The 15,381-nt window shown below is 46.7% G+C and carries 16 protein-coding genes; 6 read left to right on the top strand and 10 right to left on the bottom strand.

Annotation, left to right across the window (positions count from 1 at the left end):
* Nucleotides 1-116 precede the first annotated feature (116 nt).
* The 4 genes from Q9R23_RS09810 (at nucleotide 117) to Q9R23_RS09795 (ending at nucleotide 4,031) form a co-directional block, all read left to right on the top strand.
* Nucleotides 117-446, top strand: coding sequence for a hypothetical protein (locus tag Q9R23_RS09810; RefSeq protein WP_035395686.1), 330 nt, complete (start codon nucleotides 117-119; stop codon nucleotides 444-446).
* Nucleotides 443-1,642, top strand: a complete 1,200-nt coding sequence (locus tag Q9R23_RS09805) for a glutathionylspermidine synthase family protein (RefSeq protein WP_214856695.1) — start codon at nucleotides 443-445, stop codon at nucleotides 1,640-1,642. Before Q9R23_RS09810 ends, Q9R23_RS09805 begins: the two co-directional genes overlap by 4 nt.
* A gap of 20 nt (nucleotides 1,643-1,662) precedes the next feature.
* On the top strand, nucleotides 1,663-2,298 hold the full coding sequence (locus Q9R23_RS09800; RefSeq protein ID WP_058704374.1) for a Rossmann-fold NAD(P)-binding domain-containing protein: 636 nt from the start codon (nucleotides 1,663-1,665) through the stop codon (nucleotides 2,296-2,298).
* A 239-nt stretch (nucleotides 2,299-2,537) separates the two neighbouring features.
* The gene (locus Q9R23_RS09795) at nucleotides 2,538-4,031 is read left to right on the top strand and encodes a peptide MFS transporter (protein WP_023469735.1); all 1,494 of its coding nucleotides are present in this window, start codon (nucleotides 2,538-2,540) and stop codon (nucleotides 4,029-4,031) included.
* A 44-nt stretch (nucleotides 4,032-4,075) separates the two neighbouring features.
* On the opposite strand, the gene Q9R23_RS09790 is transcribed toward Q9R23_RS09795, so the two are convergent.
* On the bottom strand, nucleotides 4,076-5,347 hold the full coding sequence (locus tag Q9R23_RS09790) for a purine/pyrimidine permease (RefSeq protein WP_023469734.1): 1,272 nt from the start codon (nucleotides 5,345-5,347) through the stop codon (nucleotides 4,076-4,078).
* A gap of 158 nt (nucleotides 5,348-5,505) precedes the next feature.
* Between Q9R23_RS09790 and Q9R23_RS09785 the strand changes: the two genes are divergently transcribed.
* Nucleotides 5,506-6,201 (top strand): alpha/beta hydrolase, encoded by a 696-nt coding sequence (locus Q9R23_RS09785; protein WP_311246968.1) that lies wholly within the window; start codon nucleotides 5,506-5,508, stop codon nucleotides 6,199-6,201.
* 87 nt (nucleotides 6,202-6,288) lie between these two features.
* Here Q9R23_RS09785 and Q9R23_RS09780 read toward each other — a convergent pair whose 3' ends face one another.
* The 5 genes from Q9R23_RS09780 to Q9R23_RS09760 form a co-directional block, all read right to left on the bottom strand.
* Nucleotides 6,289-7,224 carry a carbohydrate kinase family protein gene (locus Q9R23_RS09780; protein WP_214856693.1) on the bottom strand — a complete coding sequence of 312 codons (936 nt, stop codon included), beginning with the start codon at nucleotides 7,222-7,224 and terminating at the stop codon, nucleotides 6,289-6,291.
* A complete protein-coding gene (locus tag Q9R23_RS09775; RefSeq protein WP_231681717.1) occupies nucleotides 7,211-8,053 on the bottom strand; it encodes a PRD domain-containing protein in 843 nt (280 codons plus the stop codon). Before Q9R23_RS09775 ends, Q9R23_RS09780 begins: the two co-directional genes overlap by 14 nt.
* Before the next feature lie 126 nt (nucleotides 8,054-8,179).
* Nucleotides 8,180-9,592, bottom strand: a complete 1,413-nt coding sequence (locus Q9R23_RS09770) for a sucrose-specific PTS transporter subunit IIBC (protein WP_214856692.1) — start codon at nucleotides 9,590-9,592, stop codon at nucleotides 8,180-8,182.
* A 169-nt stretch (nucleotides 9,593-9,761) separates the two neighbouring features.
* Complete coding sequence (locus Q9R23_RS09765; protein WP_214856691.1) at nucleotides 9,762-10,565, bottom strand: endonuclease/exonuclease/phosphatase family protein; 804 nt, start codon at nucleotides 10,563-10,565, stop codon at nucleotides 9,762-9,764.
* An 86-nt stretch (nucleotides 10,566-10,651) separates the two neighbouring features.
* Nucleotides 10,652-12,319, bottom strand: coding sequence for a PTS transporter subunit IIBC (locus tag Q9R23_RS09760; RefSeq protein ID WP_311246967.1), 1,668 nt, complete (start codon nucleotides 12,317-12,319; stop codon nucleotides 10,652-10,654).
* 251 nt (nucleotides 12,320-12,570) lie between these two features.
* Between Q9R23_RS09760 and Q9R23_RS09755 the strand changes: the two genes are divergently transcribed.
* The gene (locus Q9R23_RS09755) at nucleotides 12,571-12,858 is read left to right on the top strand and encodes a helix-turn-helix domain-containing protein (RefSeq protein WP_214856688.1); all 288 of its coding nucleotides are present in this window, start codon (nucleotides 12,571-12,573) and stop codon (nucleotides 12,856-12,858) included.
* A gap of 53 nt (nucleotides 12,859-12,911) precedes the next feature.
* Here Q9R23_RS09755 and queF read toward each other — a convergent pair whose 3' ends face one another.
* Genes queF through queC form a run of 4 tightly spaced genes read right to left on the bottom strand, consistent with a single transcriptional unit; the run spans nucleotide 12,912 to nucleotide 15,235 of the window.
* Nucleotides 12,912-13,400, bottom strand: coding sequence for a preQ(1) synthase (gene queF / locus Q9R23_RS09750; protein WP_035412002.1), 489 nt, complete (start codon nucleotides 13,398-13,400; stop codon nucleotides 12,912-12,914).
* A 13-nt stretch (nucleotides 13,401-13,413) separates the two neighbouring features.
* Entirely contained in the window at nucleotides 13,414-14,130 is a 717-nt protein-coding gene (gene queE, locus Q9R23_RS09745; RefSeq protein ID WP_214856687.1) for a 7-carboxy-7-deazaguanine synthase QueE, read from the bottom strand.
* A complete protein-coding gene (gene queD / locus Q9R23_RS09740; RefSeq protein ID WP_023469724.1) occupies nucleotides 14,127-14,582 on the bottom strand; it encodes a 6-carboxytetrahydropterin synthase QueD in 456 nt (151 codons plus the stop codon). The genes queE and queD overlap by 4 nt, the downstream gene beginning before the upstream one ends.
* Nucleotides 14,579-15,235 carry a 7-cyano-7-deazaguanine synthase QueC gene (gene queC, locus Q9R23_RS09735; protein WP_053452086.1) on the bottom strand — a complete coding sequence of 219 codons (657 nt, stop codon included), beginning with the start codon at nucleotides 15,233-15,235 and terminating at the stop codon, nucleotides 14,579-14,581. The genes queD and queC overlap by 4 nt, the downstream gene beginning before the upstream one ends.
* Nucleotides 15,236-15,381 lie beyond the last annotated feature (146 nt).

Raw genomic sequence — 15,381 nt, 5'->3', positions numbered from 1 at the left:
TATTACCACCTTCAAGGAAAAAAAGTTCCGGCAGAACAAAGAAACTTTTCTCTCCAAAAAAGCGTATACTATCCATAAAGAGAGTAAAAGGAAAGGGGACTGAGACGGTGAATTGGATGAAACAAGCGACACTAGCTGCAACACTGTTGATCGGAACGACACTGAGTGGGTGTGGATCGGATGATGCACGAGCGGAACGACCAGATGATCCGGATTGTGATGACTATGAGTATGATAATGATGAAGGCGTTTGGTACTGTGATGATAGTTCATCAACCCATTCAGGATACTATTACTGGGGTGGTAGTTATTTCGCATCACGTGCCTTGATGCATAGTGCGATGCGAACAAAAGGGTATACGCCGAAATCAAAAGAAGTAAAGAGTTATAACACGAAGACAAAGGGATTCGGAACAGGCTCATCTTCCGGCTTTTTCGGCGGATGAGTAGACGACAAACCTTTTACGGAGACATCGATCGTTTTTGGGATGTGCTAGACGGGGAACCGTACGCTGTGACGGAAATCATGCCCATCTCGGAAGAACGAATCGACCAACTGCATATCGCGGCGCAAGAAGTTTACAAGATATTTGAAAAAGTACTTCCGATTCTTCGATCGATGGATGATGAGGCACTGCTAGAGCTTGGCTTCCCGTCTGAGAGTCTCGCTTTTTTACGACTCGAGACGATGCGACCGTTGACCGTCATCGGACGCTTTGATTTCATTGCGACGGCAGATCGTATCTCACTCATGGAATGGAACGCGGATACGCCGACTTTCATTAAAGAAGTATTTGAAGTCAATGATGTCGTAGCGGAAAAACAAGGTTTTGAACGGGTCAACGATGGGGAAAACAAATGGCTGAAGGCAACTGTCTGTCGTGCGATCGAAGCCGCGATACATCGGACGAAACAGCATCCGCATGTCGTCTTCACCTCACATGGTGACCACATCGAGGATCGATTGACGGCTGAGTATTTGCAGTCGTTTTGGAGTGATGCGACCTATTGTCCACTTCATGCATTAGAGATTCGTCCGGAAGAAGGTCTGTACGATGAGGCTGGTAAAAGAATCGATATCTTATATCGTCAAACCTTTCCGATCGAGATGGCCTTACTTGACCGGGATGAGGACGGAAGAAATTTAGGACAATTACTCCTGCAACTCGTCGAGACGGGTCGACTCGAAATCATCAACCCGCCGTCTGCCTTTTTAATGCAAGCTAAGTCGGTTCTTGCATTGATCTGGATGTTGCATGAAGCCAATCATCCGTACTTGAGCGAAACGGACCACATGACGATTGCGCGTTATTTTTTACCGACGTACTTATCCGCTGATCCATTCATTTCAAGCCAGCGATCATTCGTTAAAAAACCGATTTTCGGGCGTGAGGGAGATACCGTGACGGTCCATGATGGACACGGAAATATCATGTTAAAGAACGAACAGCATACGTTTCGTGATCAACCGGCTGTTTATCAAGCGTATCAAGAACTACCGACGTACTCACTTCAGGAAGAGGGAGAAGTCGCGTATATGTACGGTGTCTTTATTTTAGGAGGAAGACCAAGTGCGATTGGTGTACGTGCCGGAGAACGGATCACTGGAAACCGTTCTTATTTCGTACCAATTGGTCGATAGCATGAAGGAGGGAGAAACGTATGAGAGCAGCAATTTTAGGAGCATCTGGTCTAGTCGGACAAGAACTCGTGGATCGTTTGTTGGCAGAAGATGCATATAGCGAGGTACATGTTCTCGTTCGCCGCCCGATGCGCCGTTTTCATCCGAAACTTGAAGAATGGGTGATTGATTTTGATCGTGTGACAGAAATCGAATTACCTGTCGTCGACCATGTCTATTGTGCACTGGGCACGACGATCAAACAAGCAGGATCGCAAGAGGCATTTCGTTTGGTTGACTACACATATCCGATTGAACTTGGCCGTGAATTGTTAGACCTCGGGGCGACACGATTTGCCTTAATTTCGGCGCTCGGTGCCCATCCGAATGCCAAAACCTTCTATAATCGTGTAAAAGGGGACACAGAAAACGGATTACGTGTACTGGGGTATGACGCGTTATTGATTTTTAGACCATCCTTGTTATTAGGGGATCGAGATGAATTCCGCTTAGGCGAACAAGCGGCTGCGAAAATTTCGACGGTTTTACGCCCCTTGTTGAAGCGGAGCGCCATTGCTCCAATCGAAGCTGGTCAAGTCGCTGCGGCGATGATACGTGAAACATTACATGCACCGCCTGGAATTACAATCATCGAATCGAAACAGATGCAATCCTGAGCAGTCGAGTAGTCGACTGCTCTTTTTGTTATTCTTGTAACGTAAATAATATTTGACTCGTCAAATGATTTGCGGTTGAATGGTAAAGTGCTGTCTCATATATAAAAAAAGAAGTGAGACAATTCAGGCAAAACAGTGTATTCGTATCCTATCTGTTTCGTCACGCTTATCGTTTGGGGAAAGCGGGAAAAGATGATGGATTATGCACTTATTTAGGATTGATGAAAGGAGCCGATCATATGGCAGAGTTTGATCGCGATCAGGTCTATAAGACCGTTCCGCAAAAAGGATTCTTCGGGAATCCGAAAGGGTTGTTCACCCTCTTCTTCACTGAGTTTTGGGAGCGTTTCTCCTACTATGGCATGCGTGCCATCCTTATCTTCTACATGTACGATTCAGTTGCCAACGGTGGTCTAGGTATCGATAAGACGACAGCTGCGTCAATCATGGCCGTTTATGGTTCGCTCGTCTACATGTCAGGGATCATTGGGGGATGGGTAGCTGACCGTTTACTCGGTACGTCACGGACCGTCTTCTATGGTGGTATCTTGATCATGTTAGGACATATCGTCCTTGCTTTACCAGCAGGCATTACAGCCCTCTTCATCTCGATGGGACTCATCGTCATCGGTACTGGTTTCTTGAAACCGAACGTATCGAATATCGTCGGTGATTTGTACAGCAAGACGGATAACCGCCGCGATGCTGGTTTTAGTATCTTCTACATGGGGATCAACGCTGGGGCATTCCTCTCACCACTCGTCGTTGGTGAAGTGGCTGACCGTGGTGGATATCACGCTGGTTTCGCACTCGCTGCCATCGGGATGTTCGCAGGACTTGTCGTCTTCGTCTTGACGAAAAAGAAAAACCTTGGTCAAGCGGGTACGTACGTCTTGAACCCATTAAAAGGGGACGAGAAAAAACGCTTCATCACGATCGCATCAATCGTTGTTGTCGTCGTTGCGGTACTCGGTGTCGTTGCATCGATGACAGGACTGTTGACGATTTCTCGTTTTACTCTAATGGTCACGATTCTCGGGATCTTGATTCCGATCGCTTACTTCACAGTCATGCTTCGTAGTCCAAAGATCACGGATGATGAGCGCTCACGTTTGATTGCGTATATTCCGTTGTTCATCGCAGCAGCGATTTTCTGGGCAATCCAAGAACAAGGTTCATATGTCCTCTCCATCTTCGCAAGTGAACGGACGAACCTTTCATTCTTAGGATTTGAGATTCAACCGGCATTCTTCCAATCGTTGAATCCGCTCTTCATCATCGTGTTAGCACCTGTTTTTGCGAGCTTCTGGGTCAAACTCGGTGACCGTCAACCAACGACGATGCAAAAGTTCTCGTTTGGTCTTCTGTTCGCTGGACTTTCGTTCATCGTCATGACACTACCAGGTATCCTGTTCGGTGTGGAGACGTCAGTTAGTCCACTCTGGCTTGCACTGAGCTTCTTCCTCGTCGTCATCGGTGAGCTCTTCTTGTCACCAGTCGGTCTATCAGCAACAACAAAACTGGCGCCGGCTGCCTTCTCAGCGCAAACGATGAGTCTGTGGTTCTTGACGAACGCGACGGGTCAAGCGGTCAACGCACAAATCGTTAAATACTACACGAATGACACGGAGATTTTGTACTTCGGTATCACGGGTATCGTTGCCGTCATCTTCGGATTGCTTTTGTTCGCTTTCGCACCAAAACTTCAAAAATACATGCGCGGTATTCGCTGATGCATGAAAAAAGACGCTTTCTCGATCGAGAAAGCGTCTTTTTATTAATCATTCGTCCGGATATGGCGTAACCCTTCTGCGAGCAAGGCGACCAATGTTCCGAGGACGAGACCGTTTGACATCAGGGTCGTCACGAGTGGCGGTAAATCGGCCGTTGCTCCTTTCGGTAGTAACAACGCACCGATGCCGACGAGGACCGGGAGACCGACCGTGATCATCGCCGTTTGACGATTCAAGTCGCGGGCTGCTTCCGTGACGCCGATGATCGCCATCCCGGCAACGATCGGTGCGACCATCGCATAACCGACAGCGACGGGGATTTTAGCGATCAATCCGACGAATGGTGTCACGATACTGAGGAAGAGACACGTGATGTTCGCATAGACGAACGCTTTGCGGTCCGTGTTATCTGTTGAAGCAATGAACCCAGCCGTTCCGGAAATGGCGACAGGCCCCACCGTACCGAACAGACCAGCGAAGAGTTGTCCGATACCAGCCGTGATACCAGCTGTTCCGACTTGTCCTTTGACGGTTTCACCACGCTTGGCACTGATGATCCGTTCGATGACCTTGATGTTCGCTAAGACGTTCGTCATTAACAACAACGAGATGATGAGAGCTGTCGGTAATAAGCTCCAGTCGACATGAATACCGCCGAACGGCAATAAACTCGGTAAAGTGAACAGTGGACCATCGAAACTTGGCATCTCGGCACGACCGATCAATGCAAACATGCTCCAACCGACGAGTAGCGTGATTAATAAAGCGTACTGGCGTAAGCGATCACTTCGTTCTAAATAAAGCGAGATCAAGACCGTCAGAATCGAGATGACGGCAGGTAATACTTGAATTCGTCCATCCTCGATATTGAGCAATCCTTTCATGACGGATCCGGACAGTTGTGCCGACAGCAGTAGCATGTAGACACCGATGACTTGCGGTGTAAAAAGAGGGACTAAGCGCCGTAAGACACCCGTCATCGTCAATACGATACAGATGATACCGCTGAGTAGGAGTAAGAATCCAAGCGACTGTAAAGTGTTTGAATAACTGCCGTACAATGTGACACCAATCGACGAATAAAGGGCAAATACACCCCACCAAATTCCAGCAGGACCTTCCATGATTGGTAGACGGTGTCCGAGCAGGACTTGAAAGAGACTTAAGATGGCAAATACGAATAGACAACGAGATAAGAAGGAAAGCGTCTCGGCACCCGAGAGTTCAAACGATGCTGCGATGGCAAGGGGCGGGGCAATGTTAGTACAGATGATGAATAAAAACCATTGAATCGTAGACACAAGGGTACGCGGCAAAACGTGAATCTCCTTTCGAAAAAACAATATTGGTTTCATCTTAAACCAATTCATGAAAAAGAGATAGGGATGCTTACAATGACTGAAAATTCTAATATTTGTTTTCATATGTGATTTAACACATAATATGGAGTATAACGGTAACGGGAGGGAATGAGATGAAAAAATGGAGTATAAGAATCATTGGAACGATTGCTGCGCTGTTGGCACTGCTCGTATTTGCCTTCATGATTTGGGCACAATTCGACTATGATGCTTCTACGCAAGCGAAGTCTTACGTGGAGACAGATACACCCCGTGAACTGACATTTGGAAAGAAGACGAGTGATGTCGGATTCATCTTTTATCAAGGGGCAAAAGTCGATGCAGCGGCCTACAGTTATTACGGTAAGCAACTAGCGAAAGACGGGCACTTCGTCGTCATCCCGAAGCTACCGTTTCGGATTGCGTTGCTTGACTCAAACGAAGGACTCGATATCATCGAGGAATATCCGCAAATCAAAAAATGGTATCTGATCGGGCATTCGCTCGGTGGAAGCGCAGCTTCCACGATCGTTGAACAACATCCAAAAATTAAGGGGATCATTTTCCTCGCGTCCTATCCGATTGATTCGATTGATGTGCCCTCGTTGACGATTTATGGTGGACGAGATGGTGTCTTACCAGTCGCTGATATCGAAAAAAGTAAACAGGACGTTCGAAAAGATGCGGTATTCCATGAAATCAAGCAAGGGAACCATGCGAACTTTGGTATGTACGGTCGACAAAAAGGGGACAATAGCAGCTCGTTAACGTCAAAAGAACAACAGGATGAGTCATTAGATGAAATCAAACGATTTATCGATACACCTTAATCGATTCATCAATCAAACGAAAAGGATGGAGAGATTTCGGCACTGAGTCCGGAATCTCTCCATCCTTATTTTTACTGAGTCATCGATTCAACTCAAGCGATGAGCGACTTCGTCGAGCGTTGGCAGAGCAGCCATCGCGCCTTTGACGGAAGCAGCAAGTCCGCCTGAAATCGCAGCGAATCGACCGATGTCGTGAAGTTCATCTTCAGACCAATCAAATGAAAAATCGCGTAACGCACACTGGTAGAGTAAACCGGACATGAAGGCATCTCCAGCTCCTGTCGTATCGATTGCGTCGACCGTAATCGCATCGATGACAGCCATCGCACGATCCGTATAGAGAATCGATCCTTCACTTCCTCGCGTGATGGCAAGAAGACGAATCGGATATTCAGCTAACAATTCAGCAGCCCCGTCATCAAGATTCGTTTGTCCAGTTAGAAACGTCAATTCTTCCTCAGCAAGTTTGACGATTTGTGCATCCGGTAGGACAGACCGAATCGTCGTCCGTGCTTCGTCAAGATTCGGCCATAACGACTCTCGTAAGTTCGGATCGTAAGAAACCGGTACTTGGTGTGCTTTTGCACGTGCGATGGCTTTTCGTGTCGCGTTGACGGATTCTCCAGTGATTAAAGAGATCGAACCGATGTGTAATAAATCGACGGATGTGAAATCCTCCGGGACATGTGTTTCGTGGAATTGCATATCAGCGCGTTCCGCATTGATGAACTCAAATGACCGCTCGCCATCCTGCCCATTCGTGACGAGGACAAGACCTGTCTTTTGTGTTGAATCATGGACGAGATGATCGGTACGAACACCGTAATGATGTAACGTATCTTTCAAGAAGTGCCCCATCGAATCATCACCGACAGCTCCAAGAAAATAACTATCAGCGCCTAATCGAGCGAGTCCGACAGAGACATTGGCAGGAGCACCCCCAGGATTTTTTTGAAACGTCATGTTTTCAGCATCAAGAGGAATCAAATCAATCAATGCTTCCCCCAAACTAAAGATTTTCATACGTAGAACTCCTTTCAAGATCCGGACGAATCCGTTCGATGTGTAAAGCCATATAGCCGATTTCTGATTCAGGTACACGTGTATCGAGTTCGACAGTCAGCCAATTGCCCATTTGACTCGCACAGGCATAAGCCTCGGCATAACGTGTTTTGACGGCAGATAAAATCACATCATCCATGTCGTGTAAGGTTTCTCCTTGTTCAATTCGGGCGAGGACCAATTTCATATGCGTGAAGAAACGATAATACGTCATCGATGAGGTCTCGATCGTTTGTCCAAAAAAGACTTCAATCTGTTCGCGCAGTTCATTGAGTAACGTCACCGTCTGCAAAGCAGTTGCCATGTTCGGATGAGTCTGGCGTGCATTATATAAGTGAAGCGCGATGTTCGCTGCTTCTTCTTTAGGGAGGGTGACCTGTAACGCGCGTTCGATTTCAAGGACTGCCCATTCTCCGATCGCATACTCCGGTCCATATAAAAGACGAATCTCTTCCGCTAGTCGATTATGCACGACGAGTTGTTCACGTGCTAGCCGTACGGCATGAGCGAGGTGATCCGTCAGACTGACATGAATATAGTCATGAAACGGCGTCTGAAGTTCACCTTCTGCATGCGAGATGATGCGTTCGGATAAGTCGATGATCTCAAGTGGTGTCGTCGTCAGAATCTCTTTGAACTGTTCCGCATTTTCAAACGAAGGGATGAACATTTTTTCGATCTTCGTCGCTTGGATCGGATCTTTTTTCTTTTTTCCAAAGGCGATACCGGGTCCCATGACGATGCGTTCTTGTCCATTTTCTTTAACGACAACTGCATTGTTGTTGAGGATTTTATGAATAATCAGCCTGACGTCCTCCTTTCCAGTCTTTTCTTTATTATAAAGCGAACGTAGACGCTTTGCGAACCGACAAATGCGACCACCGAGTCAGTGGACCCGGTTTGGTCGCATGAAGGATTAAGCAGCAATGTCTGTTTCTTTTTGTTTACGTGCATCAAGACGCATCAAGACGACAGTCGAAACAAAAGCAGTGACGACCGCAATCACGAATCCAACGAGGTAGTTGATCAAATTCGTTGCACCGAGCGGGGCGACGATCGCGATCATCGGGATTCCAGTTAGTCCGTAGGCGTTCGCCGCGACTTGCGTCAAGACGACATAACCGCCACCAATCGCACCACCGATTGCACCGCCGATGAATGGTTTTCCAAGACGTAAGTTGACGCCGTAGATGACAGGTTCCGTGATACCGAGAAAGGCTGAGAACGCAGACGGTAGGGCAAGTGCTTTGAGTTTGACGTTCTTTGTCAAGAAGTAGACGGCAAGTCCGGCACCGCCTTGAGCGACGTTCGCCATCGACCAGATCGGTAAAAGGAAGTTCTTTCCGATACTTTTATCGGCAAGTAACCCTGCTTCGATTGCATGGAAACTGTGATGCATCCCAGTGATGACAATCGTCGAGTAAAGTCCACCAAAGAGGAGACCAGCGACGACTGAGAACTGTTCGTAGAAGAAGACGAGTACGAATGAGATTCCTTTCCCGAGCAACGTTCCGATTGGACCGATGACGATCAACGCCAGGAAACCAGTGACGAGGACCGTAACGAATGGTGTGACGAGTAAGTCGAGCGTCTCGGGTGTTCGTTTCCGGACTTGTTGTTCAATCTTTGCCATGACCCAGACAGTTAAGAGAACCGGGAAGACCGTTCCTTGGTATCCGATTAACTCGATGTTCATTCCGAGGAATTTCATGACTTCAGGATCACTGTTCCCAAGTGTCCATGGATTCAAGAGGGACGGGTGTGTCATGATTCCCCCGATGACGGCACCGAGATACGGATTTGCACCGAATTCACGAGCTGCCGAGAAACCGATCAGAATCGGTAAGATGATGAAGGCTGAAGATGAGAACATGTCGAGTAGCTGAACGATCGGCGAATCGCCTTGAACCCAACCGAATGCTTTGATCATGCCGAGTAATCCCATCAAGAGACCGGCAGCGACGATTGCTGGAATGAGTGGCACGAAGACGTTCGAGAGCGAACGGGCAAGACGGGCGAACGGATTTAATTTTTGAGAGGCGGCCTTCTTAACGTCGAGTGGTTCCTCGCCATCGACTTTCACACCAGCGAGTGGTGCAAACGCAGCAAATACCTTGTTGACGGTACCAGTACCGAAGATGATTTGATATTGACCAGAGCTCGAGAAGGCGCCGCTGACACCATCTAAGTCTTCAAGTGCTGCTTGATCAACCTTTGATTCGTCATGCAAGACAAGGCGTAAGCGTGTCGCACAGTGAGCGGCAGTGATGATGTTCTCACGTCCGCCGACGAGTTCGAGCACACGTTTAGCAGTTTGTTGATAATCCATCGGAAAAGTCCTCCTTTTTCATGAAACGTGCTGAATGAGACAAAAAAAGGCAAGACCGAACAACACCTCTCCTAACGAGGTGTCATTTCGGTCTTGCCAGCCGTACTGTCACAATCCGCACTATTGATTTGATTTCATCTTAAAGGAGAAAAGAAAGCGTTGTCAATACTTAATATTCATTTTTTTGAATCTGAATATCGACCTCAACACCGTAGTGATCGGAAACGACGGGACCGTGAATCCCATCAAACACGACACCGACGCGTTCAACGTCAATTTTCCGATTCGATAAGACGAGATCAATCCGCAATCCTTGTTGATTGTCTTCCCATCCATCGATGTTGCCATTGATCGTCTCAATTCCGACCGTTTCCTTAGCTAGTAGGAAGACGTCGTGCAATCCTCGTTGCATCATAAAGTCATAACCTGTATTTCGTTCTAAGGCATCGTTGTTGAAATCACCGAGGAAGAATGTCCATTCGAGTGGGTCCATCCGAGCCATCAAGTGGTTGAATTGTTCCTGGAACGGCTCGACTTCATCTGCCCACCAGCCAAGATGGCATGTATTGAACGTAATCGGTGTACCGTCGACTTGGATCGTCGCGCGGACGATTTTTCGCGATTTCCAATCGAATGTATCTTGACTACGGCTGACATAATAACTGTCCGATTTTAAGATTGGATGTTTCGTCAAAAGAGCGAGTCCTTCTTCATACTTATCATAGCCGATATGAGCAAAATCCCAGACGAGGGAGTAGGTTTGACCTTGTTCTTTTAGCGCTTGCTGGATCAAATAGGCAAAGTTATCGTTGCGCACATCGTCATAGACGATCGGTGTGTCCATCAATTGACTCACTTCTTGTAGTGCGATGACATCATAATCTTGAGCGAGAATTTGTTGAACGATCTGGTTTAATTTTTCGAGTGGCTGTTCTTCCTGCCATGAATGACAGTTTAGTGTGAGTAGACGCATGAGTGGTCCTCCTGATTTTTCAAATAAGAAAGGTGAAACTCTTATAAAAGAGCTTCACCTTTAGGTAGTTCCCTAATCTCGCAGGTTTATGCGCCGATCCGGTCTTGGATATCTGATTTTAAGATATCGGCTTTTGGACCGTAGATGGCTTGCACGCCATTGTTCTTAAGGATCAGACCAAGTGCACCGTTTGCTTTCCAGTCTGCTTCTTTTGCGACAAGCGCTGGATCTTTGACAGTGACACGAAGACGTGTCATACAGGCATCGACGTCCTCGATGTTTTGCTGTCCACCAAGCAAATCGATGATTTGTGAAGCTTGCGAACCGTCGGCAGGAGATGATGTCGCAGCAGCCTCACCTGAAGCTTCAGTTGTCGATACGTTGATGTCGTCCAGATAGTTCCCGTTACGACCTGGTGTCGCATAGTTGAACTTCTTGATGACGAAACGGAACGTGAAGAAGTTCAAGAAGAAGAAGAACACACAGACACCGATGAAGCGAATTAAATCACCAATCAAACCAGCTTTTGCAATCAATGGAATCCGCGTCAAGAGTTCGATCGCACCGAATGCGTGAATCCGAAGATGCATGACATCTGCTAGTGCAAAAGCAACACCGGTTAGTACAGCATAGATGACGTAAAGAACAGGAGCGATGAACATGAACATGAATTCGATTGGCTCCGTGACACCTGTCAAGAAGACTGCAAGTCCAGCAGATAAGAAGACCGGTTTGTATGCTTTCTTCTTATCTTCATCAACTGACATATACATTGCGACAGCAATACCGATCAATGAAGCAAGTGATGTGACGACTTGTCCTTCTTTAAAACGAGCAGGCACGACACTGTTGATCAAATCATTGTATCCTTGTGTGTTACCGGCTTGTTTTAAGTTAACAAGGTCAGTGATCCAAGCGAGCCAAAGCGGATCTTGACCGGCAACCGTCGATCCTTGAGCAGCACCTGTCAGGATTTTGTACGTTCCACCGAGTTCCGTGTAATTCATCGGGACAGTCAACATGTGATGAAGACCGAACGGAAGTAATAGACGCTCGAGTGTACCGTATACGAACGGTGCAATGATCGGTGCAGAATCACGTGAAGAGGCAATCCAGCGACCGAAGTCATTCAATAAGCCTTGAACGAACGGCCAAACGAGTGATAAGGCGAATGCTGCAACGACTGATCCACCGATGACGACGAATGGAACAAAACGCTTTCCGTTAAAGAAGGCAAGCGCATCTGGCAATTTACTGAAGTTATAAAATTTATTAAAGAGAACGGCACCAAGGAAACCAGAGATGATTCCGACGAATACTCCCATGTTGAGAGCCGGTGCCCCTAAAACTGAAGTGAAATAATCTTTTACGATGAGCTCAGAACCAAGCAATGAATCGACCGTTGCTTTTGGATCCGCGATCATGTCAGTGTTGACGCCGAAGATAGCTCCTGTGACGCGGTTGATCAAAATGAAGGCGAGTAACGCTGCGAACGCACCACCAGCACGTTCTTTTGCCCATGACCCACCAATCGCGACGGCGAATAAGACGTGAAGGTTCGTAATGATGGCCCAACCTAAATCTTCAACGATTCGAGCAATCGTTTGCATTAACGCGATATCGCCTCCATACATGCCGATCAGTTTCCCGACCGAGATCATGATTCCTGCAGCAGGCATAACCGCGATGACGACCATCAAGGCTTTACCGAGTTTTTGCCAAAAATCGAACGAAATAGCATTTTTCAAGATCATTCACTCCTTTTTATCTCTTTTTCTCTAATATGTGTGTAAGAACAGCGCAATAATGTAAGCGATTAATGCAACCGTTTGCATATAGAATTGTAAGCGATAACTTTTTAAAAAGCTAGTGTTTTATAAGAAAAATATTTAAATTTTATTTTGATTAAAAATTGATAGTTCGGAAAGGTATTCAGATTTAAAAAAAGTGGGAATAAGACTACAGTGAACGTTGTTTGGTTTCAAAAAGAAAAGATGTTGGGCGGATGAAAGAAGGGATTCAACCGATCGGGCAGTACGGTCAGCGGATTCGTACATTACGAGAACGTCATCAGTTAGATCAGCATACATTAGCTGAATTGACTAAAATGACACCTGAGGTGATTCGATGTATCGAAAATAGCATTGTGGATCCGTCTTTTTCGATGATTGAGCGGCTGGTCCGTGCTTTGCAGATTACTTCGGATCATTTGTTACGGCATATTTATATTTGGTCATCTGAAGTCATCGGTCAGCACGATCGTACGACCTTGATCGACATCCCATCGAGTTAATAGGTATGAAAAAGAGGAACGGTGGAAAAGTCCACTGTTCCTCTTTTGAGTGTTTAACGATTATCGACAGTCTCAGGATAGAGATCGTGATTGAATAGACGATGTTCTGCCATTCGTTCATATTTTGTACCAGGTTTTCCGTAGTTGTAGTACGGGTCAATCGAAATTCCACCACGTGGCGTAAATTTCCCCCACACTTCGAGGTAGCGCGGTTCCATCAATTTCACGAGATCTTTCCCGATGACGTTGATGCAGTTCTCGTGGAAATCACCGTGATTACGGAAGCTGAATAGATACAATTTAAGTGATTTCGATTCGACGAGTTTTTCATCCGGGATATACGAAATGTAGATCGTCGCGAAGTCCGGTTGATTCGTAATCGGGCAAAGGCTCGTAAATTCTGGTGCATTGAATTTCACGAAGTAATCATTTTCCGGATGGCGGTTCGGAAACGCTTCGAGTACTTCTGGTTGGTATTCGAAAATATAAGGTACGGCTTTTTGGCCGAGTAATGACAAATCGTTTAAGTCTTCAGGTCGCATGAATCATTTCTCCTTAAACGCCACGGTCGTTTGCAAAAACGAGGGCATGTAATTGTGGTAGAACACGCGCGTGATTAAAGCGTTCATCACGGGCGACGCGTTCCCAAAGTGTTTTTAGATCGTGTAACATCCGTGGGGCGATCGTTCCTTCTTCGTGCGGATCCGGATTTCCAAGTGATAGATAGAGCGTTTTTAAGGCATATCGCTCTGAAATCATCGCCGCGAAGTCGAGATCTGCCTCATCAAAAATAACGATTTTAACGGCACGCTGTTGTTCCGGTAGACGCTTGAAAAAAACATCCAAACGATCAAAATCAATCTTCATGCCACTTGAAGGGGGTTTAGGACTGAGTGTGACGTCATCGATATCAAGCAACCAATTTTGCCAGTAAGAACCTTGTGTCTCAACCGACATCGTGATGTTTCGTTCTTTTAATGCCTCAACCAGCGTACCGATCGAAGCATGAAGTAACGGGTTCCCACCGGAAATCGTGACATGTCCGTAAGAGCCGAGTGCATCGAGGCGTTCCATGATCGTCTCTGCCGTCAAGAGTTCGGGTTTTTCAGAACCATCCCATGTGAAGGCGGAGTCACACCACGAACAGGAATAGTCGCAGCCACCGGTTCGGACGAACATCGTCTTTTGACCGATTGATCGTCCTTCCCCTTGGAACGTTGGTCCGAAAATCTCGAGAACCGGAATTTTTGGCGTTTTCGTTAAGGCACTCATGCTTCGTTCATCCACTCACGACGGACTTCAGCAAAAGCAGTCGGCGTCTCATAGAGTTTGACGAATTCGACACGAAGTCCACGTTCGTCTGGAAGGTGTTGACCGAGCGTCTCAAAAATCCACGCCGCCATGTTTTCAGCTGTTGTATTCATGTATGGTAATGATTCATTTAAATAACGGTGATCGAGAAGTGGTTCGAGATGTGTTTTAAAGATTTTCTTAAGATCACCAAAATCAAGTGTCATACCGCGGTGATCAAGAAAACCACTGATGCCCATATCGACATGGTACGTATGACCATGAAGCGCACGGCATTTTCCATCGTAATCATATAGGTGGTGCGCTGCGTCAAACGTTAATTTTTTGACAATCATGACGCGAGATTTCGTATAGATAAGCGAGTCGCCAGTCGGGCGCTCGACCGTTTCAGGTGCTTCGTAATTGAATGTCATGTGTGTTGAACCTCCTTGATGTATGCATCTAATCCATTTTTTCGTAATTCACAGGCCGGGCATTCGCCGCAACCATCTCCAATGACGCCGTTGTAACACGTCAACGTGCGATTTCGAACGAAATCAAACGCACCGAGCGAGTCGGCAAGCGCCCACGTTTCTTTTTTGTCGAGCCACATGAGTGGCGTGTGCAGTACGAATGGATAGTCCATTGCAAGGTTCAATGTCACGTTCAGTGACTTGATGAAGGCATCACGGCAGTCTGGGTAACCAGAAAAGTCCGTTTCACATACGCCAGTGACGATATGACGGATTCCGCGTCCTTTCGCGAGGACGGCTGCGAACGAAAGAAACAGGTGGTTTCGTCCATCTACGAAAGTAGAAGGGAGACCATCTTCATTCGTCGTGATGGTTTGGCTGTGGTCAGTCAAGGCGTTACTCGTTAGTTGACTGAGAAGAGAGAGATCAAGCTCATGGTGTTTGACACCGAGCTCAGAGGCGATGTCGCGTGCGACTTCGAGTTCTTGTGCATGACGTTGTCCGTAATTAAACGTCACGACTTCGACTTCTTCATACTGTTTCAATGCTTGAAACAGACAAGTCGTCGAGTCTTGGCCGCCACTAAAGACGACAAGAGCACGTTCTTTTTTCATAATGTACACTTCCATTCCTAGTTTTTATAACGGAGGAGGTTACGAACTCCGGAGACGTAGTCTCAACTATTCACACTAGCAGAAGCCGTCAAAAAAGTCGACGTTTTCTAATGAAGGCCAAAAAAGAGATGCTGATTGTCGCTCGG

This window comes from Exiguobacterium sp. BRG2 (assembly GCF_031844245.1).
GTDB lineage: Bacteria > Bacillota > Bacilli > Exiguobacteriales > Exiguobacteriaceae > Exiguobacterium_A.
Note: the sequence above shows the minus strand (reverse complement) of the source record. Positions and strands in the feature narration are given on the sequence as shown.